This window comes from Candidatus Villigracilis sp. (assembly GCF_057083605.1).
In genome coordinates, this window is the sequence record NZ_JBXMTI010000078.1 from 1 (window position 1) to 22,145 (window position 22,145).

At 50.2% G+C, this 22,145-nt stretch carries 27 protein-coding genes and 1 tRNA gene; 12 read left to right on the forward strand and 16 right to left on the reverse strand.

Translation table 11 applies throughout. From position 1 onward, the window contains the following. Nucleotides 1-167 precede the first annotated feature (167 nt). A complete protein-coding gene (gene lipA, locus AC14M5_RS11890) occupies nucleotides 168-1,109 on the reverse strand; it encodes a lipoyl synthase (RefSeq protein WP_484029881.1) in 942 nt (313 codons plus the stop codon). 114 nt (nucleotides 1,110-1,223) lie between these two features. After that, on the reverse strand, nucleotides 1,224-2,528 hold the full coding sequence (locus AC14M5_RS11895; RefSeq protein WP_484029882.1) for an NfeD family protein: 1,305 nt from the start codon (nucleotides 2,526-2,528) through the stop codon (nucleotides 1,224-1,226). A 47-nt stretch (nucleotides 2,529-2,575) separates the two neighbouring features. Between AC14M5_RS11895 and AC14M5_RS11900 the strand changes: the two genes are divergently transcribed. Continuing rightward, nucleotides 2,576-3,274, forward strand: coding sequence for a methyltransferase family protein (locus tag AC14M5_RS11900; RefSeq protein WP_484029883.1), 699 nt, complete (start codon nucleotides 2,576-2,578; stop codon nucleotides 3,272-3,274). A 47-nt stretch (nucleotides 3,275-3,321) separates the two neighbouring features. Here the strand turns inward: AC14M5_RS11900 and AC14M5_RS11905 are convergent, their stop codons facing one another. The 5 genes from AC14M5_RS11905 to AC14M5_RS11925 all read right to left on the reverse strand — a co-directional run bounded on the left by AC14M5_RS11905 (nucleotide 3,322) and on the right by AC14M5_RS11925 (nucleotide 7,487). Further along, nucleotides 3,322-4,077: a phosphate ABC transporter ATP-binding protein gene (locus AC14M5_RS11905; RefSeq protein WP_484029884.1), complete on the reverse strand. Its 756-nt coding sequence runs from the start codon at nucleotides 4,075-4,077 to the stop codon at nucleotides 3,322-3,324. 9 nt (nucleotides 4,078-4,086) lie between these two features. After that, nucleotides 4,087-4,950 carry a phosphate ABC transporter permease PstA gene (gene pstA / locus AC14M5_RS11910; RefSeq protein WP_484029885.1) on the reverse strand — a complete coding sequence of 288 codons (864 nt, stop codon included), beginning with the start codon at nucleotides 4,948-4,950 and terminating at the stop codon, nucleotides 4,087-4,089. Beyond that, a complete protein-coding gene (gene pstC / locus AC14M5_RS11915) occupies nucleotides 4,947-5,945 on the reverse strand; it encodes a phosphate ABC transporter permease subunit PstC (RefSeq protein ID WP_484029886.1) in 999 nt (332 codons plus the stop codon). The genes pstA and pstC overlap by 4 nt, the downstream gene beginning before the upstream one ends. Further along, entirely contained in the window at nucleotides 5,942-6,919 is a 978-nt protein-coding gene (locus AC14M5_RS11920) for a substrate-binding domain-containing protein (protein WP_484029887.1), read from the reverse strand. The genes pstC and AC14M5_RS11920 overlap by 4 nt, the downstream gene beginning before the upstream one ends. A 109-nt stretch (nucleotides 6,920-7,028) precedes the next feature. Beyond that, on the reverse strand, nucleotides 7,029-7,487 hold the full coding sequence (locus tag AC14M5_RS11925; RefSeq protein WP_484029888.1) for an RrF2 family transcriptional regulator: 459 nt from the start codon (nucleotides 7,485-7,487) through the stop codon (nucleotides 7,029-7,031). Between the two features lie 153 nt (nucleotides 7,488-7,640). On the opposite strand from AC14M5_RS11925, the gene AC14M5_RS11930 reads away from it, so the two are divergent. After that, complete coding sequence (locus tag AC14M5_RS11930) at nucleotides 7,641-8,420, forward strand: SH3 domain-containing protein (protein WP_484029889.1); 780 nt, start codon at nucleotides 7,641-7,643, stop codon at nucleotides 8,418-8,420. 49 nt (nucleotides 8,421-8,469) lie between these two features. Here the strand turns inward: AC14M5_RS11930 and AC14M5_RS11935 are convergent, their stop codons facing one another. After that, the gene (locus tag AC14M5_RS11935; protein ID WP_484029890.1) at nucleotides 8,470-9,441 is read right to left on the reverse strand and encodes a squalene/phytoene synthase family protein; all 972 of its coding nucleotides are present in this window, start codon (nucleotides 9,439-9,441) and stop codon (nucleotides 8,470-8,472) included. A gap of 192 nt (nucleotides 9,442-9,633) precedes the next feature. On the opposite strand from AC14M5_RS11935, the gene AC14M5_RS11940 reads away from it, so the two are divergent. Further along, nucleotides 9,634-10,365 (forward strand): hypothetical protein, encoded by a 732-nt coding sequence (locus AC14M5_RS11940; RefSeq protein WP_484029891.1) that lies wholly within the window; start codon nucleotides 9,634-9,636, stop codon nucleotides 10,363-10,365. A gap of 132 nt (nucleotides 10,366-10,497) precedes the next feature. Here AC14M5_RS11940 and AC14M5_RS11945 read toward each other — a convergent pair whose 3' ends face one another. The 3 genes from AC14M5_RS11945 to AC14M5_RS11955 all read right to left on the reverse strand — a co-directional run bounded on the left by AC14M5_RS11945 (nucleotide 10,498) and on the right by AC14M5_RS11955 (nucleotide 12,524). Then, on the reverse strand, nucleotides 10,498-11,376 hold the full coding sequence (locus tag AC14M5_RS11945; protein ID WP_484029892.1) for a GNAT family N-acetyltransferase: 879 nt from the start codon (nucleotides 11,374-11,376) through the stop codon (nucleotides 10,498-10,500). Nucleotides 11,377-11,378: 2 nt separating this feature from the next. After that, nucleotides 11,379-12,332 (reverse strand): SDR family oxidoreductase, encoded by a 954-nt coding sequence (locus AC14M5_RS11950; protein ID WP_484029893.1) that lies wholly within the window; start codon nucleotides 12,330-12,332, stop codon nucleotides 11,379-11,381. Between the two features lie 118 nt (nucleotides 12,333-12,450). Further along, a tRNA-Val gene (locus tag AC14M5_RS11955) sits at nucleotides 12,451-12,524 on the reverse strand. A 91-nt stretch (nucleotides 12,525-12,615) separates the two neighbouring features. Between AC14M5_RS11955 and AC14M5_RS11960 the strand changes: the two genes are divergently transcribed. The 7 genes from AC14M5_RS11960 to AC14M5_RS11990 all read left to right on the forward strand — a co-directional run bounded on the left by AC14M5_RS11960 (nucleotide 12,616) and on the right by AC14M5_RS11990 (nucleotide 17,294). Then, nucleotides 12,616-13,038, forward strand: coding sequence for a hypothetical protein (locus AC14M5_RS11960; RefSeq protein WP_484029894.1), 423 nt, complete (start codon nucleotides 12,616-12,618; stop codon nucleotides 13,036-13,038). Between the two features lie 127 nt (nucleotides 13,039-13,165). Next, the gene (folP, locus tag AC14M5_RS11965; protein WP_484029895.1) at nucleotides 13,166-14,047 is read left to right on the forward strand and encodes a dihydropteroate synthase; all 882 of its coding nucleotides are present in this window, start codon (nucleotides 13,166-13,168) and stop codon (nucleotides 14,045-14,047) included. Nucleotides 14,048-14,097: 50 nt separating this feature from the next. Beyond that, nucleotides 14,098-15,426: a TFIIB-type zinc ribbon-containing protein gene (locus tag AC14M5_RS11970; protein WP_484029896.1), complete on the forward strand. Its 1,329-nt coding sequence runs from the start codon at nucleotides 14,098-14,100 to the stop codon at nucleotides 15,424-15,426. A gap of 178 nt (nucleotides 15,427-15,604) precedes the next feature. Beyond that, complete coding sequence (locus tag AC14M5_RS11975; protein ID WP_484029897.1) at nucleotides 15,605-15,823, forward strand: hypothetical protein; 219 nt, start codon at nucleotides 15,605-15,607, stop codon at nucleotides 15,821-15,823. A gap of 230 nt (nucleotides 15,824-16,053) precedes the next feature. After that, complete coding sequence (locus tag AC14M5_RS11980; protein WP_484029898.1) at nucleotides 16,054-16,305, forward strand: hypothetical protein; 252 nt, start codon at nucleotides 16,054-16,056, stop codon at nucleotides 16,303-16,305. A gap of 2 nt (nucleotides 16,306-16,307) precedes the next feature. Beyond that, nucleotides 16,308-16,604 (forward strand): ArsR/SmtB family transcription factor, encoded by a 297-nt coding sequence (locus tag AC14M5_RS11985; RefSeq protein WP_484029899.1) that lies wholly within the window; start codon nucleotides 16,308-16,310, stop codon nucleotides 16,602-16,604. Nucleotides 16,605-16,613: 9 nt separating this feature from the next. Then, on the forward strand, nucleotides 16,614-17,294 hold the full coding sequence (locus AC14M5_RS11990; protein WP_484029900.1) for a class I SAM-dependent methyltransferase: 681 nt from the start codon (nucleotides 16,614-16,616) through the stop codon (nucleotides 17,292-17,294). Between the two features lie 57 nt (nucleotides 17,295-17,351). Here the strand turns inward: AC14M5_RS11990 and AC14M5_RS11995 are convergent, their stop codons facing one another. From AC14M5_RS11995 to AC14M5_RS12015, 5 genes are all read right to left on the reverse strand, one after another. Next, nucleotides 17,352-18,161 (reverse strand): alpha/beta fold hydrolase, encoded by an 810-nt coding sequence (locus AC14M5_RS11995; RefSeq protein ID WP_484029901.1) that lies wholly within the window; start codon nucleotides 18,159-18,161, stop codon nucleotides 17,352-17,354. A gap of 53 nt (nucleotides 18,162-18,214) precedes the next feature. Beyond that, nucleotides 18,215-18,787 (reverse strand): TetR/AcrR family transcriptional regulator, encoded by a 573-nt coding sequence (locus tag AC14M5_RS12000; protein WP_484029902.1) that lies wholly within the window; start codon nucleotides 18,785-18,787, stop codon nucleotides 18,215-18,217. A gap of 66 nt (nucleotides 18,788-18,853) precedes the next feature. Continuing rightward, on the reverse strand, nucleotides 18,854-19,171 hold the full coding sequence (locus tag AC14M5_RS12005) for a DUF6510 family protein (RefSeq protein WP_484029903.1): 318 nt from the start codon (nucleotides 19,169-19,171) through the stop codon (nucleotides 18,854-18,856). Nucleotide 19,172: 1 nt separating this feature from the next. Beyond that, on the reverse strand, nucleotides 19,173-19,916 hold the full coding sequence (locus AC14M5_RS12010) for a ferredoxin reductase (RefSeq protein ID WP_484029904.1): 744 nt from the start codon (nucleotides 19,914-19,916) through the stop codon (nucleotides 19,173-19,175). Between the two features lie 109 nt (nucleotides 19,917-20,025). Next, nucleotides 20,026-20,646, reverse strand: a complete 621-nt coding sequence (locus AC14M5_RS12015; protein WP_484029905.1) for a sulfite oxidase-like oxidoreductase — start codon at nucleotides 20,644-20,646, stop codon at nucleotides 20,026-20,028. A 306-nt stretch (nucleotides 20,647-20,952) separates the two neighbouring features. Here AC14M5_RS12015 and AC14M5_RS12020 point away from each other — a divergent pair, with 306 nt between their 5' ends. Then, nucleotides 20,953-21,531 (forward strand): RNA polymerase sigma factor, encoded by a 579-nt coding sequence (locus tag AC14M5_RS12020; protein ID WP_484029906.1) that lies wholly within the window; start codon nucleotides 20,953-20,955, stop codon nucleotides 21,529-21,531. Next, a complete protein-coding gene (locus tag AC14M5_RS12025) occupies nucleotides 21,524-22,132 on the forward strand; it encodes an anti-sigma factor family protein (protein ID WP_484029907.1) in 609 nt (202 codons plus the stop codon). Before AC14M5_RS12020 ends, AC14M5_RS12025 begins: the two co-directional genes overlap by 8 nt. Nucleotides 22,133-22,145 lie beyond the last annotated feature (13 nt).

The following is a 22,145-nucleotide window of genomic DNA, read 5'->3' on the forward strand; positions in this document are numbered from 1 at the left end:
CACTTTGAATAAAGTGTCTAACTCGGAACATGTTAATAACAATAGACGGGCAAACTCAAAAGAATATACACTTTTATGTTCCTCAGTATATTCTACAAATCGGAGAGTATTGTTGAAATCAGTTTCTAAAGATAGAAAATATCGCCAGTGGTTAGAGACATCCATTGTTAATTTGCTTGCTCCCCATACAACTTCCGATGCACCACACTCAACGCGCGGACTTGATCTGCGGCATGATACGAAGACCGCACCAGCGGATTCGACTCCACCCATTGGAAGCCGACCTCTTTGCCGTAATCGCGCAGTTCTGCAAATTCTTCCATCGTGTAGTAACGGTCCATGGGCATGTGTTTCTTGCTAGGCTGCAGGTATTGGCCGATGGTCAGAATGTCCACACCCCAACTGCGCTGGTCACGCATCACGGCTTTGACCTCGTCCATGGTTTCGCCGAGGCCGAGCATAATACCTGATTTGGTCAGCACTTCGGGGTCGAGCTTTTTGGCATTGGATAAAGTCGCGGCGGCCCATTCGTAATTATCCTGCGGCTGGACGGTCTTGAACAAACGCGGCACTGTTTCCACATTGTGATTCAATATCTCTGGGCGCGCATCCATCACAATCTTCAAGGCTTCAATACTACCCTTGAAATCGGGGATCAACACTTCGATGGAACAGCCGGGCAACACTTCACGAATTCTGCGAATGACCATCGCAAAGATTGGCGCTCCGCCGTCCCTTCGTTCATCGCGATTCACGGATGTAATGACCGCGTGTTTCAAGTCCATGGATTTGACGGCTTGAGCCACGCGCTCGGCCTCGCCCCAATCCATGAGTGTGGGTTTGCCATGTTTGATGTCACAGAAGGCGCAGGTACGCGTGCATACGTCACCAAGCATTAGGAAGGTCGCAGTGCCGCTTCCCCAACATTCGCCAAGGTTAGGGCACATGGCTTCTTCACATACAGTATGCAATTCCTTTGAGCGCATTAATACTTGCAGGCGTTCATAGGTCTCACCAGCAGGCGCGCGGACTTTGATCCAATCCGGGCGGCGCAGCGGGCGTGACTCTGTTTCGGGTTTGACTCTGTCTCTCGTAGGTGTAGCGGGCATAGGGTCCTTTATGATGCGTTTATGTCATTGCGAGCGCTTTTCGCGAAGCAATCTCCAACTTGACGATGAGATTGCTTCGTCGGAAAGAGCATCCTCCTCGCAATGACGAAGCAATTATTTTTTCTTAACGATCAATCTCAATCCTCTTACTTCGACAACTTCGATGAAATCACCCTTACGGATGGATTCCGAGCCGTCGGCTTTTTCTGCGCTCCATAATTCGCTTCCAACCTGAACCTGCCCCGCCTCATGGCTGAACATTCTGGCTGTTCCTGTTTTCCCAACCATCGACTCCACGCCGATGCGGATGGGAGCGCGCTGCGCGCGGATGGCGAACATCAGCACGGTAAAAGTCAACAAGCCGAGGAAGATGCCCATGCCCACAACCAGTGGAACAGATACCCGCTGGAATTGCGGCGTGCCGGGTGAGTTGAACAAAACCAGCGCACCGATAATAAATGAAGCAACACCTGCGGTAGTGAGCGCACCATGTGTCGGCGCTTTAAGATCGAGGATGAATAAAACAAAGGCGATCAGCAGAAAGATCATCCCAAACCAGTTGATGGATAATACGCCCATGCCGTAAATAGCCAAAGTCAAACAGACCGCGCCAATAAATCCCGCTACCCATCCACCCGGCGATGAAAGCTCGATCAGAACGCCTTGCACGCCGATGGCAAGCAAAAGGAAAGCGATGTTCGGGTCGGTTAACAGTAACAGTAGTTGTTCGATGAAACTGATGTTCACGTCTTGTAAGCGGATATCTTCTGTATTGAGAGTGCGTTTGCCGTCTTCCATTTGAACGGTGAAGCCATTCAGGGATTGAAGCAGGTCTTCAGTATCGTCGGAAATAAAATCGATCAGGTTGGCTTCGAGCGCTTCTTTGGCAGTGACGGCTTTCGCATCGTCGATCATGGCTTCGGCCAATTCGGTAGCTTGCTTACCGCGATCTTCCACCAACGCACGTGCTCGGGCTTTTAAAATTTCTTTTACTTTCGTTTCAAGCGTGGATTCAATATCCGCGCCGGAACTATCAATTGGGCTGGCCGCGCCAATGGCCGTCTTGGGCGCCATGGCAGAGGCGTGCCCGGCCATGGTAATCAATGCACCGGCACTGCCTGCAATCGCATCGTTGGGTGAAACGTACACGACCACCGGCACCTTGCTGGCCCGCATCACCTGGATCATCGAGAGCATGGTATCCACGCTGCCACCGGGTGTATTCAACTGAATGATGATCACTTCCGCGTTGCGCTGCTCGGCGGTTTTAATGCCGCGCTCGAAGTATTCCAACATGGGCGGCATGATGGGGCCGTCGGCTGTCATGATAATGGCGAGAGGAGCATCACTTTGCGCAAAGGCGGATTGGAATCCCATGACTGCGATCAAAAGTAAAAAGATAATGCGGATAAGTTTCATGTTTGTTTCCAGTGTCTGTGATTATTATAATGGTTAAGGAGGAAATTATGACCGAAACTGAGAAAACCTTTACTTTGCGCATTCTCATCCAATTGGTTGTGATCGTGTTGATCGAGCCATTCATCCCGCTGCTGATTTCGCGTCAATGGGATTGGTGGCAGGCCTGGGCCTATGCCATTGTGAGCATTCTGACTTTTATCGTCAGCCGCGTAATCGTTAACCAGCGCCATCCAGATTTGATAAAAGAGCGCGCCCACTTCATGGATGCCAAAGACACCAAATTTTGGGATAGGATCCTTGCACCCCTGCTTGGCGTGGGTTCCGTTTTGATTCTAGTCGTGGCCGGGGTGGATAAATATTACGCCCTCACCCCCGCCTCTTCTTTGACCGTACACCTGCTTGCGCTGACCGGCATTCTCTTCGGTTATAGCTTTTCCTCCTGGGCGCTGGTGGAGAATCGCTTTTTCTCCGGCACTGTCCGCATCCAAACTGAGCGCGGACATCATGTCATTTCCACGGGGCCATATCGTATTGTACGTCACCCCGGCTACGCCGGCGGCCTGCTTGGGTTTTTACTCATCCCCCTTTTATTGGATTCGTATGGGGCTTTTATCCCGGCTATCCTACTCGCAGTTGTAATGATCATCCGCACCGCATTGGAGGATAAAACTTTGCAGAATGAACTACCCGGCTATAAAGAGTACGCACAGAAAACGCGCTATAGATTATTACCGGGAGCTTGGTAACGAACCTCTGCTCCATCGGGGACTTAGCCCCCGATGGAGCTTTATTTTTAGAACAACCCTTCAAGATATTGCTTTGTCCGCTCATGTTGGGGATTTGAAAATACTTCCTTTGCAGGTCCTGCTTCAACAACTTCACCAAGATACATATAAATGACATAGTTCGCGAGGCGTTTGGCTTGACGCAAAGTATGAGTAACGATAACAGTTGTATATTGCTGTTTCAAGTCCAGCAGGCGACTTTCGATGTTTTGCGAGGATATCGGGTCCAGCGCGGAGGTGGGTTCATCACCGAGGATAATTTCAGGTTCAACGGCCAGGCCGCGGGCCAGGCAAAGGCGTTGCTGTTGTCCGATGGAGAGGCTAGTGGCAGGGTCGTGCAATCGCTTGTGCACTTCTTCCCATAAACCTGCAATTTCAAGATAGTGTTGCACTGCGGCTTTATATTCCTTGCGTCTTCTCTTCATTCTGTGAATTCGCATTCCGTACACAACATTATCGTAAATGGACATGGGCAGTGGCGAGGGTCGCTGTGCCAGCAGGCCAACTACCTTGCGAACCTGGGTTACATCCACATCCTTGTCGTATATATCTGTGCCATCCACCAGCACTTCACCGTCAATTTTCGCGCCGTCAGTAAGTTCCAAAAAACGATTGAAGGTCTTCAGCAGAGTGGTCTTGCCGCAGCCGGAGGGCCCCATGATCACGGTGATCTGATTCTTGGGGATTTCAATGTTTATATTTTTCAACGCCTGCTGTTTACCGTAATAGACGTTGAGATTTTTTACTTGAATATGAGCATCCATGTTTTTTCCTTACTTGACCGTATATTTGTTCAACCGTGCTGAAAGCCAGCGCGAGCCGAGGCTGACCACAAGAACGATGATCGTTAATATCAAGGCCGCCGCGTAGCCTCTCTGCTGCACTTCTGGGTAGGGTGACCCGAGTTGGAAGAATACTGCCAGAGGCAATGATGCGGTTGGGCGCATAAGAGATGTGGGAATTCGGTCTGTGTAACCTGCGGTGAATAATACGGAAGCCGCATCACCGATGCCGCGGCCAAAGGCCAGCAAAACAGCAGTGACAATGCCAGGCAGCATTTGCCGGGTGATCACGCGCATGGCTACTTCAAAATTGGTGGAACCCAATGCAAACGCGGCATGTTCCAGTTCTGCGGGCATACGGCGGATCACCTCATCCATGGCGCGGGTCATGATCGGAAGTTCGATCAACGCGAGTACGATGATGCCTGCCAATAATGAAGCGCGTAAACCAAAGGCGATCATCAGCGCAAAACCAAATGCGCCATAAACAACGGACGGGATGCCCCATAGCACATCCAGGGCAAGGCGAATATAACCACCCCATCTTGAGTCACCAAGGTAGGCTTTCAGGTACAGGGCAATTGGCAGGCTGAAGATGATGGCGAGTAACGTTCCGCCACTGGCCAGATATGCTGAACCAATGATCGCATTGAGTATGCCACCCTCTTTGCCCAGGTAGTAGCCGCCTTTGGGTACTTGCGAGACCATATCCCAGGAAAGGGCAGGGAGGCCGCGTGATAGGATCGTCCATAAAATGAGACCGAGCGCGCTAGCCACGATCACAAACGCAATACGCATGATGGTCTTCATGAACCATTCAACCAGATGCCGTTTTTGGAGGTGCTTTTTCTTCATGCCCATTTTCGCCTCAACATTCTTTGAAGAACCAGGGTGGAAAGGATGTTAAAGATGAGAATAACTACCAATAAGACAAGCGCTGCGCCGAGAAGAGCTGCATCATATAATGGAATCGACATCATTTCGCCATAGTTGTTAGCAATCAACGCCGGGAGCGGATAGGCCGAATCAAAAATGGAGGTCGGCACATTGGGGACATTGCCCACCACCATCAACACAGCGATGGTCTCGCCGAGGGCGCGCGATGCGCCAAGCACTACTGCGGCAATGATGCCCGGCAAGACCTGGGGCAGGACAATGTTGCGAATGGTCTGCCATTGGGTCGCACCGACTCCCAATGAGGCATGTCTCAAGTCATTGGGGACGGTGGAGAATACTTCGAATGTGACCGAGATAATAAGCGGTGCGATCATGACCGCAAGCACGATCCCGCCTGCGAGGATCCCGAATCCTGTCGGCTGGTTAACGCTGAAGATCGGAACAGCACCAAGCCAACGATCGGAAAGAGGCGCGAGCACGTCATCCACAAATGGGACGATGGAAAGTAATCCCCAAACGCCGTAGACAACCGGCGGAATGGCGGCCAGCAAATCCAGAATGGGTTTGGCTATCGCACGAGTGCGGGCGTGGGCGTATTCTGCGAGATAAATGGAGACGAGCAAACAAGCGGGAACTGAAAGAATAACGCCAACCGTTGTAGCCCAAACAGTTCCAAGGATGAAAGGCAGGAAGCCGAATTGACCGTTATTGGGCTTCCAGATTTCTCCAAGGAGCAAGTCTGATAAACGATACACACTCATGATGGGCCAGGCGCGAATGAGCAATGCGACTGTGATGATCAGGATCAATAGTACGGGAAATAATGTGATGATAAAAAATGTGCGTCTTGCTCTTTGATCCTTGCGGGTGCGGGCAGGGACAGAAGGCCGGTGGGGCCGACCTTCTGTTTGATTATTCGATTGATTTGAAAACGTGGGATTTACTGGACTCATTTGAGTTTTTCAAGCGACTCAGCTTGTTGCTCAGGAGTGAGTGGCACAAAACCGGCTGATTCAAGGTATCGCTGGCCGTCAGTCAATATCCATTCGATGAAAGCCAGGGTCAGTCCTTCGGGTTTGCCCAAGGTTGCAAGATTCTCGAAGCGAGCGGGAGGCGATGGATATGTGCCATTTGCAACTGCCGCGAACGCATCCTCCTTTACCTGATAAATCTCAGCCGCATCTGCCTGACCATTATTGTCGATGTCAATCGGCGGGATGATGACACCTGGAACAATATTACCATTGCTCATGTCGAAAATACTGTTCAAGTTGCCATAGCCAATGCCGAGCGGGTCTTTGATGATAGTGTCCAACATGGCGGGTTCACCGCTGATGCCAATGCCCTTAAGGTCTTCCTGGGCTTCACCGCCGGCATACTTTGCCCATTGCTCTGCAGCGCCGGAGGCATCGGAACGTGTAAATATATTGATCTCATCTGTAATGGACGGATCACCCACTACTTCGCCCCAGGTGGTGATTTCGCCGGTAATGTAAATTTTATTGAAGACTTCTTGTGAAATGCCTTTGGCGAGGAGTTGTTCCGCTACAGGATTCTCAGTGCTGATGATCGGGAAGACAGCGTCTTTCGTCACCGACACCCAGAAGATTCCCTGCGATTCCTCTTCCGGTTTGATGGTACGCGAGATCATGCCGATATCGACTGCGCCCGCGATGGTATCGGTCATGCCTTTGCCCGCGCCGCCACCCTGGACATCGAATTGAACATCGAGGTGAAGCTTGGTAAATTCATCAGCCCAGACGGTCATCATGGGATAGAGGGCAAAAGCACCTGAGATGGAAATGGTTCCACTGAGTTGCCCGTCAGCCGGAGCCTGAGTTTCCGCAGGTGTAGTTGAACCACAGGCTGCTAAAAGCAGGGAGGCGATTATGAGGACAGATAGTAATATTAAAGCTGGTCGTTTCATTATTTATCTCCTGTTTTGTTATATATTGTACATTAGGCAATAAAGTCTATGGTAATAATAGGCTTTTGAGATAAATAAAAATGCGCTCCCCGTACGCAGTTTCATTATCTTATTTGACACCGAGCTTTTTGCGGACCGCGCTCTGACGTTTAGTCACATCAGCCAGCGAGGTGTTATCCAGAATGTCAGCAATGGCATTTCGCACATCGCCCATCGCCAGGCGCAAGCCGCAAGTCTCTTCATCGGGGCAGCCACAAGGCTCATAAGCCATCTGGCTGACACACTTGATCGGAGCTACGGGGCCGTCCAACACGCGGAAGATTTGTCCCAGGGTGATCTCTTTGGCAGACCTGGCCAGGTAATACCCACCGCCGACCCCCATCTTGCTATGAAGCATCCCCGCATTCTTGAGCGTCAGAAGGATCTGCTCAAGGAACTTGGGGGAGATCTGCTCGCGCAGGGAGATCTCTTTGATCTGCTTCATCTGTGGGGCATCGCTTTTTTCAGCGGGTTCTGCCAATGCGATCATTGCCCGAAGGCCGTATTCGCCACGCTTGGAAAGTCTCACTTTATCAACAACTCCTAGTAATCCAATAGACTTTATTGCTCATAATCATAATTCAGTCAATGAATTATGTCAATGATTCTGTTTGGAGAATAAGCCTATGTTTTGTTACAATGATGCCAACAAAAGTTATTCTTGAACTTGATGGATGCTCGAATGAAATTACGAACTCTCTTGATAATTCTATTTTGTATGTCTACCTTCCTTGCTGCTTGTGGCGGTGAAGTGACCACCGCTGCCCCAGAAGTGCCTACGATTACACCTACACTAGACCTTTGCTCCTCCGCCAATCTGCCCGCAGAGGCTGCCAAAATCAACAAGTTGATGCGCGAATTCGATGATTATTCCGCGCTGGCTTCCAATACACCCCAATCGCAAATGGTTTTAATCATCCCGGAATTGCAGCGTGTTCTGCGTGATGCAGAAGATCAGGCTGTACCTTCCTGCCTGCAAGATCTGAAAAAACTGCAAATCACACATATGACGATTGTGGTGCAAACACTCATGGCTTTCATGAGCAATTCAGATGTAGCTTTGGTAAATGCTGGCATTTCAAAATCGCGTGAACTGCATACACAATATGATATAGAACTTGCGCGCCTGCTCGGGTTGACCCTTACCATTCCCTCATCTCCTACCCCAAATCTTTCCACACCGGATGCAAACGCGCTTCCAACCTCCTCGACAGTTGCTCCTGTCATTACAGTCATCAACCCCGGCCCAAACGGGGTTAACTTGCGAACTGCCCCAGACCTGAACGCAGCCGAGGCGGGCATCCTTGCAATTCAGACCACCACTGTTGCCCTTGGAAGAACCGCAGACAACCTTTGGATCCTGGTTGAGATTCCCGGTCTGACTGGGCAGACCGCCTGGGTATATGCAACCTTGGTGCAGCTCTCTGTGCCCATCGAACAGCTTACAATTGTTACCCCTTAACAAAAAAGCGGACGTATAAAAACGTCCGCTTTTTTGTTTCCTAAAAAACTCAACCATCAACTACATTCAATTTTTTGTAATAATTATCCAACCAGACGTTGGACCAGCCCCATAAGGTCGAATCCAATACGATCTGTTTTACTTCATCGCGGGTGATCTTGGCTTCATTCGCAAATACTTCAGCATTATGGCGGCTGACCGCCAGTGTGCGGATCGCGAACATTAATGGGAAGATACAACCAAGCCGAATCCCATGCTGCCACCACGGCAGGGCCTTCACATAAATCAATGCTTGTTTGAGATGTCGTTCCGCCTTCTCTGTCATCATGTCCAACACTTTTAACGCCTGCTGACGGTGTTCCGGGTCGAAGAACTGTTCAGGAGAAAGACCCATGTCTGTAAGATATTTTCGGGGAATATAGACCCAGCCGCGGTCAAAGTCTTCGCGCAGGCCGCGGATCACATTCACAGTTTGCAGAGCCAGCCCAAATTCACGCGCGAGCGGCATGATCTCCTTTTGCTTGCGGCGAATGGCGAACGAGTACCAGGCAAATAGCTGCGTTACCAAATATCCAACCCGCCCGGCTACTTCAAACATATAATCATCGAGGTCGTTCTCATCAACCATATTTGGGCCTTGCTTTGTCCAACGAGCCATACCCTGCGTGCTGTTGATCACATGATGGATAATGATCTCCTGCACCTGATAAGGGAGCGAGTGCAGGTGTAATAAAATCTCATTTGCATGTTGTGCCACAATGGCATCGGGGTTACTGGTATCCGCCCCCTTCAATTGATTGGTAAGGGTTTCAACCTGTTCCTGTTCCCGCAGGATGTTTACCCATAAATTTAAAAGTTTAACTTTGTCTTCCACGACCATTTCTTCGTTGTCTTCGAGGTAATCCGAAACTCTCAGGAGTAAATAGGCGATGGTGGTCGCTTCACATAAAATGCCCGGCAGGCGTTCGATGCCAAGCGCGAAAGTACGGCTGGTAATCCTTAGCAGGTCACGCAGTTTCATAAAACTTCTCTCTCCTCAGATATTCATTTATAACCCACCTTTGGCTTTTTCGTAATACAAATGGTACTTATGGGGAGGCGTATTTTGGAAAAGCAATAAACCTGCAACGAATCCAACTTGACAAATTAGAACAAGTGTTCTATATTAAGAGCAGTTGATTTGCCCCTCTTGGTTCCAAAAAGGAGAATTCCCATGAACCGTTCTTTCAACATCCAGTTGATACCATTCCTCAAAAACGCTTCACTTAAGCGTGGCGCGATCTTTGGGGCCATCCTCATCAGTGCTCTGCTCGCCTTTGAAATATTCAACTTTGGCACAACCTCGTTTGCCCTGCGAGATGTTCTCGGCGATTTACAGTTTGCAGGCTTGCGCTGGTCCACTGTGCTGGCCTTTGCCTTTTGCGGAATCGACTTTGCCGGCATTGCCCGCATCTTCACGCCTGAACAGGGACGGGATGAACCTGCCGAGGTCTGGTATCTCTTTGGAGCCTGGCTCCTTGCGGCTGGCTTCAACGCCATGCTCACTTGGTGGGGTGTGTCGGTTGCCATTCTCAATCATAGCGCCCAAGGCGGCTCGTTGATCGGACAGGCTGCTATGATCAAGATTGTTCCAATACTTGTAGCTGGCATGGTCTGGCTGATCCGCGTGCTCATCATTGGAACTTTTTCCGTGGCAGGTGAACGACTCTTCACACTTGCGGATGTGCGCACTCAGCAATCCACGTATCGCAATAACCCTGTCTATTCGTCCCCTTCGCCTCAACCGCGGACCTCGAACCTGCCCGCCACCAATTATCCTCGTCCTGCACCCAAGCCGCGACCTGCTCCCATTTCAAACTATAACGTCAACATTCCCGAGCCAACTTATCACCCCGTTGGCATGAGCGCCATGAATCACGATCAAAATCCATCCACACGGAGGTAAGTCCCTGCCCTGATAAGGTTTCCCCATCCAACCGCTGAGACGTCCGCAAGGGCGTCTCATGCGTTAATGACTTTGGATTCCATCAACTTGCTGATGGAAGTAATCAAGCGGCAAGCCGCTTGACTCCAGAGTTTACTCAAATTCATCCAGCGTGCTTTCGCCATGAGTTAATACATATAACCCGCGCGGGTTGCCTTCATTTCTATCAAATATAAAATCAGTGACGATGTAATTCAATTTGAAGGCGGTCTCAAAAAGTTCACGAGTGAAGAAGCGCCAGTCGCGTGCGAGGGAAAAATCTTTGGATTTGAGTGATGCGAAATCACCGGGGATCTCGGCCAGCAGCAGGCGGTCTTCAAGTGGAGGAACATGCTCGGGTGGGCGAGGCAGGCCATCGGTCAGAGTTTGAGGCGTATAAAATGGATGCAGACCGGAGCGGGCTACGTGATCCAATTTAAGGGTGGGACGTGAACGTTTGCCGAGTCTGCTTTCAACGCGGCGGGTGTTGATCCACCAATCCAATTGAAAACGGTCGGAAGGCAAACCTATGTTGAGTCCATCGCGCATTTCGCCATATTCTGCGCGGCGATAGGTGGTGCAGACCGCGCCAAGTTTTGCGATGTTGAGATAGGCGTTGCGGCTAAGCAGCGGATCATAGGTCCACGTGATGTGATCGAGACCCTGATGCCGCACCATTTGCCATTGTGCGCGTTTGAGTGCAAAGCCCGCGCCGCTGTCACGGTGATCGGGATGAATGCCCATCATGTGTGAGCAATGTTTGGGGCGCGGGCCGTCGGGCGTACCTTCGAGGCCGGGAAAGCCAAACACAAAGCCGATTAATTTTTCATCCGCGAATGCGCCCAACACAAGGCCGCCGTTGTGGACGGCAGTGATCAACATGTGCATGGGGACAATATCGGTTTCAGAGCCAGGCCAGACTGCGCGTTGTAGTTCTTCAACGAGTCCCATTTCTTCCGGGGTTTCAATAAGGCGAATGTTGAACTTTGTCATAGTTATCGTGGGCGCAGGGACGCAGCTCCTTTTGTAATGCCCTCCCATGCGCGTTGATACCAGGGTTTGCGAATTAAATAATCGAGTCGGTAGGTGAAGCGCGCAGGCATCAACCCAAAATAACGCGGCATGGAATCAATGGCGCAGGTGCGGTTCACGGCAAAGTAATCGAGCCAGAAGGATGATATTGGAAAATTGGGAACGACGCCTTCGAGAAATACCGTGAAGGCGCGCAAGGTGATCGGCGACAAAGTAAGCAGATAACGATTCCTGCGCGTTACACTCATGATGGTTTCGATGATCTGCTGCAATGTAAAAAATTCACTACCGCCAAGTTCATAAACCTGGTTGATGGTATTACTGTTTTCAAGCGACCACAACATGCAGGTCACAAGGTCTTCCACCCATACAGGTTGCACCACTGTCCGCCCGCCGGCTGGGATCGGGAACACGCCCAACGATGAACGGATCAAGCGCGAGAGGTTATTTGTAAAATGATCTTCGGGCCCGTAGACAAGCGAAGTGCGCAGGATGGTATAAGGCACTTTGCCGTTGCGGATGTGTTCTTCGGCAATTCCTTTTGCTTTGAAGGCGGGATATCCCGAAGCGCGCGCTGCACCGATATGACTAAGATAAACGATCCGATCTACGCCCGCATCTGCTGCTGCTTCGACGAGATTTTCTGTGCCTTGAATATCTGCTGTTAATAGATCGCCGCGGCTGCCCTGATTTTCCGCGCTGGCAAGATGGAAGACGGTTTCTACATCGCGGAGGGCTGCACGCAACCCGCGTTTGTCTGCCAGGGATACCACTGCCACTTCCACAGGGACACCTTTTGGCAGGCGCGGTGTGCGTGGCGAAGGGCGGATCAATGCGCGCAATGGATATCCAATGGATGAAAGCTGGCGCACGAGAGTACGTCCAATAAAACCTGTAGCGCCGGTGACAAGAATCATGTTTGAGATTATAGCAGAGGTGAAAGAGTGGGCAGTGGACGGTGGGCAGTATGCAGTATGCAGAGAATTGATGATGTTTCAGTGGAAATAAATAATCCTGCGAAAGCAGGATTCATTGTGGGCGCTGAGGGACTCGAACCCCCGACCCCTTCGGTGTAAACGAAGTGCTCTAACCAACTGAGCTAAGCGCCCGGGAGAACCGCATTATAGCATGTGATTCTAAAAATTGAAAAATTGTTTTAAGCCTGCGTTATAATCAAATTTATCAAACAGGAGAAACCCCATGACTGACTCGAAACCACTTAACTGGACTCCCGCACCCGATGTTGGTTACTCGGTCATCCGCCGCGGTGATGGCGGCATGACATTGACCTTCACCGATCTTTCCGATACTACACTGGCGCATTGGCATGAATTTGCGCTTCAACATCTGCTTGGCGTTGACCGCCGCACACGCAACCTATATGACTTGCGCGCGGTGAAAGACATTCCTGAAAAAGCCATCCGCATGGCAGTGGACGCAAATAGCGACCCCTCTGCGCGTAACATCCGCGTGGCGGTTGTGGTGGCAGACCAATCTGTTGCGGATGCGATCCGTAAAGTGGCCGCGCTCGCAGAAGCGAATTTGGCGTCAGCGATGAAGATATTTACAGACATCAACGAAGCAGAAGCCTGGCTGGCACGTCCGCTGGATCAGATTCCCTGATGTCATTGCGAGGGTGGTGCTTTTCCATCCGAAGCAATCTCCAATGTTGCCGGAGATTGCTCACCGCACTGGCGTGCGGCGCAAGTGTCGTCGGGCTAAAGCCCTCCTTGCAATGACATATTGAATTATGAAATCACCTTCTCTACAGATCGGGAAGTTCACATTTGACTGGGGTTCCCGCACCTATGTGATGGGCATCTTAAATGTGACTCCTGATTCTTTTTCGGGGGATGGCATCATTGCAAAAGGGGATATGGTTCAGGCGGCATTGTCGCAGGCGGATGAATTTATTTCATCCGGTGCAGACGTTCTGGATGTGGGCGGAGAATCGACCCGCCCAGGCTCTGCTCCGGTCACTGCCGATGAAGAAATGGAGCGCGTAATTCCGGTCATCCATGCTATTCACAAAACTTTCCCGGATGCGTTAATTTCAATTGATACATGCAAAGCACAAGTTGCTGAAGAAGCGATCAAGGCAGGCGCACAGATTGTCAACGATGTGTGGGGCTTGCGCGCGGACTCTGAATTAGCACATGTCGTCGCGAAATATAAGGTGCCAGTCATTCTTATGCACAATCGCAGCAACCCTGCCAGCGTGGATGTGCGTGAGAAACTTGGTAATGCCTATATCGGTTCCGAATATCAAAACCTGATCGAAGATGTGAAGCGGGAATTGCTCAAAAGCGTGGCTTTGGCGAAAGAGGCCGGGGTGACAGAGTCGCATATTGTGTTGGATCCAGGTATCGGCTTTGGAAAGACGCGGGAACATAACCTTGAGCTGGTCAACCGGCTGGATGAAATTCGTTTGTTGGGGTATCCGATTCTGCTGGGTACATCCAGAAAATCATTTATTGGTTTCACATTGGACTTGCCCGCCGATCAAAGAGTGGAAGGCACAGCGGCAACGGTCTCTGTTGGAATCACGCGCGGCGCGGATATGATCCGCGTGCATGATGTGAAAGAAATGGCCCGTATTGCAAAAATGACGGATGCATTGGTGCGAAAGTAATGCGAATTCGTAATACGTAACTTACGGATCACGAATCACGGAATAGGATCATGAGCAGCAATTATTCAAAAGAACTCCTCCGCACTGGAATTATCGAAGCGAAGGCTGGCAATAAAAGCACCGCCCGCCGCTACTTGGACCGCGCCATTTACATGGCTGGCTCATACGATGTGCTGGCCGAAGCATGGTATTGGATGGGCGAGGTGACGGATGAGCCCGCTGAAAAACGGAAGGCGTTAATGAATTGCCTTTCGCATGACTTGCGTCATGCACGTGCGAGGCGTGCGCTTGCGATCCTGGATGGCAAACTTCAGGCTGATGAAGTTGTGAACCCGGATCAATTACCCTCCGCGCCGGAAGGCATGCGCAATGCAGATGCACAAAGATTCATGTGCCCCAAATGCGGAGGGCGCATGTCATTTGCACCGGATGGCCAGTCATTGGTATGTGATTATTGCACGCGCGGTCATGCGCTGGATGAAGGGCCAACCAATGACGAAAAAGATTTCATCATTGCCATGGCAACCATGAAGGGACATGGCAGGCCGTTGCAGGAACAGGTCTTTCATTGTAATGGTTGCGGCGCGGAATTCATTTTGCCGCCCAGGCAAATTTCTGCAAATTGTGTTTATTGCGATTCTCCACATGTGGTCAGTTTGGAAAAATCAAAAGATCTGCTTGCGCCCGATGCCATCATCCCACATGCCTTTGACCAGAAACAGGCCGTAAAACTTCTCATCCAATGGGTGCAGGAAAATGGCATCCAGCCAGAGAAGCAGGTTGAGCCTCCGCGCGGACTCTACCTTCCGCTGTGGACATTCGATATTGGCGGCGCTATTGATTACACAGGCGAGATGTTTGATAGCCAGAGCGATATATTCTTAAAGAACGATGACAGCAATGTGATTAGGGTTACAGATCAATATCCCGTAATGGTGGATGACTTGCCGCTTCCCGCCTCCCGAAAACTGTCTGCTGTTTTCTTGAAGCTGATCCCCGCCTTCGACTTAAAGTCGCTCAAGCCTTACGATCCGCGTTTCCTTGCAAGCTGGCCTGCTGAAATTTATGATGTGCCCATGGCAGATGCATCGCTGGAGGCGCGCAGTCAGGCTTTTCGGAGATATAAAAAGGAATTACCAAACCTCGTCAGCGAGGTAAAGATCATTCACACTTCATCGGCAAATCTTGTAATCGATTCATTCAAGCTCAATTTATTGCCCGTGTGGATGACCGAAATCCCGTTTGGTGGGCGTGAGCATCTGGTGCTCATCAACGGCCAGAACGGAGTCGTGGCAAGCGACCTGCCAGAACAGCAGCAGGAAGAGAAAGCAGAATCTGGCGGTTTGTTCAGTTTCCTGGCTGATTTGTTGGATGATTAGTCGATTACTATGAGACCTGACATGTCTCATCCGTAACGCTTTGAACAAATAATCTCATGTGGGCAAGTTCTCCGAATGCAAGACTCCTGAGAAGACATGTCAGGTCTGCCTGTATCCCATTGGGGTGCTATAATGGCTAATCGATTCAACCAGTCTAATAGTGAGAAAGGATGCCAAATTGGCTAAAGTAAATTATCAATACGAAAAGCGTCAGAAGGAATTGGAAAAGAAACGCAAAAAAGAGCAGAAGGAAAGGCTCAAGCAGATCAAAAAGAATAGTAATCAAGCTCATGAGACGCAGACGGCTCAGGAAACTTCATTGAAGCCAGAACCTCAAGAGTCACAAGAGACAAAGGGTACGCAAGAGACTCCCCCAGTGCCAGCCCCAGACAAATAATAGTTTTTGCATATCAACGTTTTGCAAAAAGAGACCAGTGCCGTCAAAGGAACTGGTCTCTTTGCTTTAGTGGGTTTCATAAGCCTACCCCTGCGAGCGCATAAATTTCCCTCTTGACAGAATATTAATCCATGTGTAAACTATTTATTACACGTGGAAATAGAAACTTCCACAACCCCACCCATGTGACATGCGGAGAGATTCCAAGTGCACAAATTTCGGAGGAAAAAATGAGTAACGATTTGATCATGTTCATAATTGCCGCGGTTACGATCATAGTTGTAGTTGTACTATGGCAGGGCATGTCTGTTGCGAAAACAGACATCGTTGGAAAGCAAACGATCCAATACGAAAAATTGGCGGAGCAGGCTACAACTGCCGAACAAAAATCCGCGGATGCACAACAAAGAACCGCTGAAGCATTGGAAGATATACGGGCACGCCTGGCAACCATCGAGAAATTGCTTAGCGATGTTCAATAGCCATGTCCGCCTTATCGAGCTCGGGTTTGCTCGAGGCTCTCTCAGCCCTTGCAAATCCACATCGTTTGCAAATCATCACGGCACTCGTCAACCAGACGAATTACGTCAGCCAGCTCGCTCGTGAGATTGGGATCAGCAGGCCGCTGCTGATCATGCATTTGAAGAAACTCGAAGATGCAGGCCTGGTGAGGAGCCGGCTTGAACTTTCAGGGGATGGCAAGGCCATGCGATATTACGAAGTCATCAGCTTCGATATCCGCCTGACGCCTGCGCTTATTTCCCAGGCAGAAGAAGGATAGGAGTCTAGAATGTCAACAAATCAATTGCTATCTAAAACCACCAAGCCATATAAGGGAATGGCGATGGAAGGAATGGTCGCCAAATGGTATGCAAAAAATACGGGACGCGCGCCGGAACAAAAGGTGATATTCAATAAAGTCAAAAGTGTATTGCAGGTGAATGCAAATATTCTTGAAGTTGCGCCGGGACCGGGGTTTCTCTCCATTGAATTCGCGAAGGCCGGTAATTACAAAGTAACCGCTCTCGAAATTAGTAAAACGTTTATTGAGATCGCTCAATCCAATGCAAGAGATGCAAACGTAAACGTTGATTTTCATCACGGCAACGCATCGGATATGCCATTTGCCGAGAATACTTTCGATTTCATCATTTGTGTTGCGGCGTTCAAAAATTTCACCGAACCTGTGGATGCGATCCGTGAAATGTTCCGCGTGTTGCAGCCGGGCGGCAAGGCCTGCATCATGGATCTGCGGCGCGATGTTTCCTTTGAAAACGTTGGCAGGCATATCAAAAACGACCTGCACATCAACGGCCTCAATGCCTTTTTCACAAAGCTTGTCTTCAAGACCACCCTGCTCAAGAATGCCTACACAAAACCTGAAATTGAAAAGATGGTTTCTCAAACGAGTTTTACGAAATTGAGAATCGATGAAGATGCACTTGGCATGGACATCTGGCTTGAGAAGTAATTCTTCAACTTTTAAACACAAAAGGACTCAACGTTGAGTCCTTTTGTGTTTGCTGCATTAGCCCCTCAAAAACTTAACCACTTGTTCATGAATCTCTTTTGATTGCAGCGCGCCTCGATGGCCGAGTCCATCGGTTTCAACAAATTGCGCATTCTTCCACGCACGAGCAATCGCGCGGCTATCATCCACCGGGGTGACGTTATCTCCAGTATCATGGAACATCAAGGCGGGGATATTAATTTGCGGAGTTAGAGTCTCATTGACAATAGCATCGAGCACGCCCTTCCCAAAGTTTTCATGGATCATGCTACTTAAACCAGCCATGACTTCATCGGGTAAATTGGCAATAGCTTGAAAACGCGGCAGGGAGTCCAAAAGCCGATTGAAAGCGCCGAAATATACCAGTCTGGAAGGAGGCGGAATTATTTTGTTCACCAGCGCATAGGATGTGATCAGCGTTCCAAATGAATGCGCGATGATCGCGTCAAATTTTCCCTCGCGCTTCATGACTAAATCCATAGTTGGTGCGATCTCGAGCAGGTTGGTCATCCGCCCATCTGACTCGCCATGCGCGGGCTGGTCGTAAGCCACGACGCGATATCCAGCAAACAACAGCGGATCGACAAAGCCTGTCATTTGGGCGCGCGCTCCGCCCCAGCCATGCATGAGCAAAACGGCAGGGCCACTATTTCCCCAGGTGGTGACGGCCAGTTCGCCATCATTAAATGGGATGCGGTAATTGTTTCCCCACTCAATGATTTCGCGATCTGTTGGTTTCACTTCATATCGCGATGGGCCGAAGAAGGCCTGATACACCTTTTTTACGATCCCCTGTTGTTTTGTTGCAGTAGGTTCTAAAGTTGTCATTTGTTCTCCTTGATAAAATACTTACTACCTAGTAAGTATTGACGATAAAAAAATTAGGCGAGCAGATCCAGTTTAAGTTGTTCAACAACATCGCGGAACTTTTTTGTTCCTAAAGCACGTGCCATTTGCAATGCGCCCTGCACGCTGGAGAGGATCAATGCGGCTTTGCTTTCAGGTTCACCATTGAATTGAAATACACCCGCCTCTCTTCCTTCTTTGAGAGTTGCTTGAAGCCAGGCAAGCAATTCCCTATGCAAAGCTTCCACTTCTGCCTGCAAACCTGCGGGGATCGAATTGAACTCGGATTCCAGCGCTCCCACGAGGCAAACTTTGCCTTTATCTGCGCGCATGTCGGTGTAGATGCCGAGGAACCAATCCAGTTTCTTTTCGGGGGAAAGGTTCATGACGCGGGCATTGTTGATCCACAACTGGAAGCGATCACGGTAGCGTTGAATGACCGTGCGCGCCAAATCTTCCTTTGTGGGAAAGTGGTAATGGATGGCGGCATTCTTCACCCGCAGTTCGGATGCGATATGAGCATAGCTGAAACCGTTGAAGCCTTTATCCTGCAACAAGGCTTCCGCCATATTCATGATCGTGCGCTTGCTGTTTTCGATCTTGACCATGAGGAAAATTTTACTTACTAGTTAGTAAGTTGTCAAGGGCATCACGATACGGTTTTTGTGATGCCATCACCCGCCTAATGAATCATTCTCTGGCGCAGGCTTATGTGTTGTGAGCCGCAGATAAACCGCCCCGCGCGCGTCCAGATAGGTTGCATCCGGTGTTTGGACGATTCGCAAAACAACATTCCCACACCCAGAGCAGCGCAGGATAACACCCGGCCCCCGGGTAAAAGCCAGTAGTGTGCCGATCTCTGCCTCGTTGCCGCAGTTGGCGCACTCCGTTGGTTCGGCGGTCATTTCAAGGCCAAAGATATCATGCAGCAAGCCGGCAGCGGCATTTGCGTCCAGCATAAGTTCGTGGTTTATATCGGTTGTCTCTTCCATCTCATCCTCCTGTGGGACCAAAACGCTCGGTGCGAATCTGGTTTGAATCGATGCCAAGCTTGACTAATATATTCGCAGCCGATTCGACCATGAGCGTCGGCCCGCAGATGTAGACTTGAACTGCTTCACCCAAAGGAGCTGTCACTTCCCTCAACATTTCCTGATCAATACGCCGCGAATAGCCTTTCCAATCTGACGGTTGTGAGCGTGTCAGCGCATGAAAGACTTGCAGTCCATCGTTTGTACTTCGTAGTTTTTCCAATTGGTTGTGATAGATAATATCTTCAAATGTTCGTGAACTATAAAGCAAGGCTGTCGGATTCTTTGCTCTTACTGCGGCGCGATGACGGATCATAGCCATCAGCGGCACAATGCCAGACCCACCTGCGATCAGCAATAACGGCGGAGGCAATAGACCAGACTCCCAAACGAAGTATCCGCCAATCGGGCCGCGCACTTCGATACTGTCACCGGGGATGAGCACATCATGCATATAAGCTGAGACTTCACCATCGTTGATGCGCTCAATGGTCAGGTCGATCTCACCTTCACGTTCTGGTTCGGATGCAATCGAATAGCTGCGCTGTGCCTGATAGCCGTCTTCCGCAGTCAGGCGGATATCGTAATGCTGTCCCGCGCGATGACGCGTCCACGAGGGAATTGTCAGCGTGAACGATTTCACTTTGTTGGTTTCAGGCCGAACGTCCGCGATTGAAGCGATTTGCCAGTCGAGTGTTGGTTTCATGGGATTCCTATTTCGTCATTGCGAGGAGGGCGTAGCCCGACGCGGCAATCCCCTTGCGAAGGTGGAGATTGCTTCGGTGGACGAACACCACCTCGCAATGACAGGGATGTCAATCATTCCAATATCTCCGTTCCTTCCACGGATCAGCGTGGTTGTGATAGCCAGCGGATTCCCAAAAGCCAGGCTTATCCTTCTCCATGAGACGTATGCCGCGCACCCATTTGGCGCTTTTCCAAAAATACAGGTGCGGCACAACCATGCGCGCGGGCCCACCATGTTCGGGCGTGAGCGGCTTGTCATCATATTTCAAAGCGATGAAAGACTGGCCGTTTATGATTTCATTCAGGGGAATGTTGGTGGTGTAGCCGCCGTCGCTATAGGCTGTGACAAAAGCAGCTTTGTGATCAAGCTCAGCGTGTTCGAGCAAGGTATCAAGGCTGACACCCTCCCACTTCATATCCAGATGAGTCCACTTGGTGACGCAGGAAATATCCACCACATATTTTTGCATGGGGAGTTGAAGAAATTCCTGCCAGGTCCATGAGACCTTTTCTTTGACAAGACCTTCAATGATGAAAGTCCATTTGTCGAGAGGGGTGTAGGGAGTTGGCCCTGCCGAGAGGACAGGGAAGTCATCTGTGAGATATTGACCAGGCGGGATGCGATCTTTCTTCTCCCCTGTGCGCCGCTTGCCGACAAAACCGCGTGAGACAAATCGTTCCTCTGACATGGTGGCTCCTTTACCAATAAATGTTGCCAGGATCAGTGAGACTTGTTCGAGTTGATATGTTGAGTGTATAACGATGAAAGCTTCGAGTCAAGCATTAATTTTCAATTTTGATTTTTATCCGCTAATACCCAACAGGCACGATGTCTTCGCCAATCTTCGCGAATTCATATTCAGATTAGCTTGATCTCTTTTGTTTTTTACTTTGCGAGTGCATGTCTGTAGGTCAGATTTTCACGATTCCGAATAAAAACGGGCGGATGTACGTAGACATAGTGGAAAGGCAATAACTGAAAAGAAGGTCTGGTAGTGGCAATAGTCCCCGAACTCAACGAAATAGAGCTTGTCACCAGGGCTCAAGGCGGTGACCGAAACGCATTCAGCGAATTGGTCCGCTTGCACTCCCAGGGTGTATTGAACGTCATCTTTCGCATGTGTGGCAATATGCAGACCGCGGAAGATGCGGCCCAGGAAACCTTCATCCGCGCCTGGTCACACCTGGGTTCCTTTCGTGCGGATGCTTCGCTGCGCAACTGGCTCTATCGTATCGCGCTCAACACCGCAACGGATATGCTGCGCAAAGAGAAGCGCATCCTGCCCGGCGATGTGGATGATCTTCACCTCACCGATCCAGGGCCCGGCCCGGAAGGTCTCTTCTTACGTGATGAAAGGACTGCTCTTGTGCAACAGGCGATCCAAGCTTTGCCGGATGCCAGCCGGGCGGTGCTCGTACTAAAGGAATATGAAGGACTTTCGTATCACGAAATCGCAGAAGCACTCGATATTCCGATTGGAACGGTCATGTCACGATTGAATTATGCCCGTGGTTCATTGAAAGAGAAGTTAAAAGCACAGATGGTCCTGTTGATGGAGGCTGAACATGTCTAACCATATGACAGAATGGTTGAACGCCTATCTGGACGGAGAATTGAAGGGCCGACGGCTTCATCAGGTGGAGGAGCATCTTGCCGGGTGTGATATCTGCCGGGCAGAGTTGGAGTCTTTACAAAACGTCTCTGCAATCTTGCGCGAAATGCCCGCACCCAAGTTCATTTCCTCAGAACGATTCGCGGCGCAGGTCAACCTGCGCCTGCCTCACGAATTGCCCAAGACCTCCAGACACAAAGTGCAGGAGGCAGGCTGGTGGGTGATACCGGTCAGCTTGCTGATCATCTGGATCTTCATTAATGCTTCTGCGATGATCAGCGATCTGCTCTCGACTGCGAACGGATTCGGATTGTTGAATGACTCTCCCACCTGGCTGGTTCCGGGTTCGTCCAATAGCACGACCTGGTCGGGCACACTTGGTCAGCTTGGAATTCTCAGCGGAGAGCGCCTGGAATGGGCTGAGACCACGGAAGCATTTACGAGAAGCACCCTGCCCCAAGTCACATGGCAGGTTTCGATTGCCCTTTTGTATCTTGGTTGGATTGCGATCTGGTGGGCGCGGCAGACGCGCTTGGAGCACGGCCAACTCCTTGAAGGCTGAAGCAGGTTCATGG

Coding starts and splice junctions, on each gene's coding strand:
- lipA (WP_484029881.1), bottom strand. CDS start 1,109: ATGCCCGCTACACCTACGAGAGACAGAGTCAAACCCGAAACAGAGTCA.
- AC14M5_RS11895 (WP_484029882.1), bottom strand. CDS start 2,528: ATGAAACTTATCCGCATTATCTTTTTACTTTTGATCGCAGTCATGGGA.
- AC14M5_RS11900 (WP_484029883.1), top strand. CDS start 2,576: ATGACCGAAACTGAGAAAACCTTTACTTTGCGCATTCTCATCCAATTG.
- AC14M5_RS11905 (WP_484029884.1), bottom strand. CDS start 4,077: ATGGATGCTCATATTCAAGTAAAAAATCTCAACGTCTATTACGGTAAA.
- pstA (WP_484029885.1), bottom strand. CDS start 4,950: ATGAAGAAAAAGCACCTCCAAAAACGGCATCTGGTTGAATGGTTCATG.
- pstC (WP_484029886.1), bottom strand. CDS start 5,945: ATGAGTCCAGTAAATCCCACGTTTTCAAATCAATCGAATAATCAAACA.
- AC14M5_RS11920 (WP_484029887.1), bottom strand. CDS start 6,919: ATGAAACGACCAGCTTTAATATTACTATCTGTCCTCATAATCGCCTCC.
- AC14M5_RS11930 (WP_484029889.1), top strand. CDS start 7,641: ATGAAATTACGAACTCTCTTGATAATTCTATTTTGTATGTCTACCTTC.
- AC14M5_RS11935 (WP_484029890.1), bottom strand. CDS start 9,441: ATGAAACTGCGTGACCTGCTAAGGATTACCAGCCGTACTTTCGCGCTT.
- AC14M5_RS11940 (WP_484029891.1), top strand. CDS start 9,634: ATGAACCGTTCTTTCAACATCCAGTTGATACCATTCCTCAAAAACGCT.
- AC14M5_RS11945 (WP_484029892.1), bottom strand. CDS start 11,376: ATGACAAAGTTCAACATTCGCCTTATTGAAACCCCGGAAGAAATGGGA.
- AC14M5_RS11950 (WP_484029893.1), bottom strand. CDS start 12,332: ATGATTCTTGTCACCGGCGCTACAGGTTTTATTGGACGTACTCTCGTG.
- AC14M5_RS11960 (WP_484029894.1), top strand. CDS start 12,616: ATGACTGACTCGAAACCACTTAACTGGACTCCCGCACCCGATGTTGGT.
- folP (WP_484029895.1), top strand. CDS start 13,166: ATGAAATCACCTTCTCTACAGATCGGGAAGTTCACATTTGACTGGGGT.
- AC14M5_RS11970 (WP_484029896.1), top strand. CDS start 14,098: ATGAGCAGCAATTATTCAAAAGAACTCCTCCGCACTGGAATTATCGAA.
- AC14M5_RS11980 (WP_484029898.1), top strand. CDS start 16,054: ATGAGTAACGATTTGATCATGTTCATAATTGCCGCGGTTACGATCATA.
- AC14M5_RS11985 (WP_484029899.1), top strand. CDS start 16,308: ATGTCCGCCTTATCGAGCTCGGGTTTGCTCGAGGCTCTCTCAGCCCTT.
- AC14M5_RS11990 (WP_484029900.1), top strand. CDS start 16,614: ATGTCAACAAATCAATTGCTATCTAAAACCACCAAGCCATATAAGGGA.
- AC14M5_RS11995 (WP_484029901.1), bottom strand. CDS start 18,161: ATGACAACTTTAGAACCTACTGCAACAAAACAACAGGGGATCGTAAAA.
- AC14M5_RS12000 (WP_484029902.1), bottom strand. CDS start 18,787: ATGGTCAAGATCGAAAACAGCAAGCGCACGATCATGAATATGGCGGAA.
- AC14M5_RS12005 (WP_484029903.1), bottom strand. CDS start 19,171: ATGGAAGAGACAACCGATATAAACCACGAACTTATGCTGGACGCAAAT.
- AC14M5_RS12010 (WP_484029904.1), bottom strand. CDS start 19,916: ATGAAACCAACACTCGACTGGCAAATCGCTTCAATCGCGGACGTTCGG.
- AC14M5_RS12015 (WP_484029905.1), bottom strand. CDS start 20,646: ATGTCAGAGGAACGATTTGTCTCACGCGGTTTTGTCGGCAAGCGGCGC.
- AC14M5_RS12025 (WP_484029907.1), top strand. CDS start 21,524: ATGTCTAACCATATGACAGAATGGTTGAACGCCTATCTGGACGGAGAA.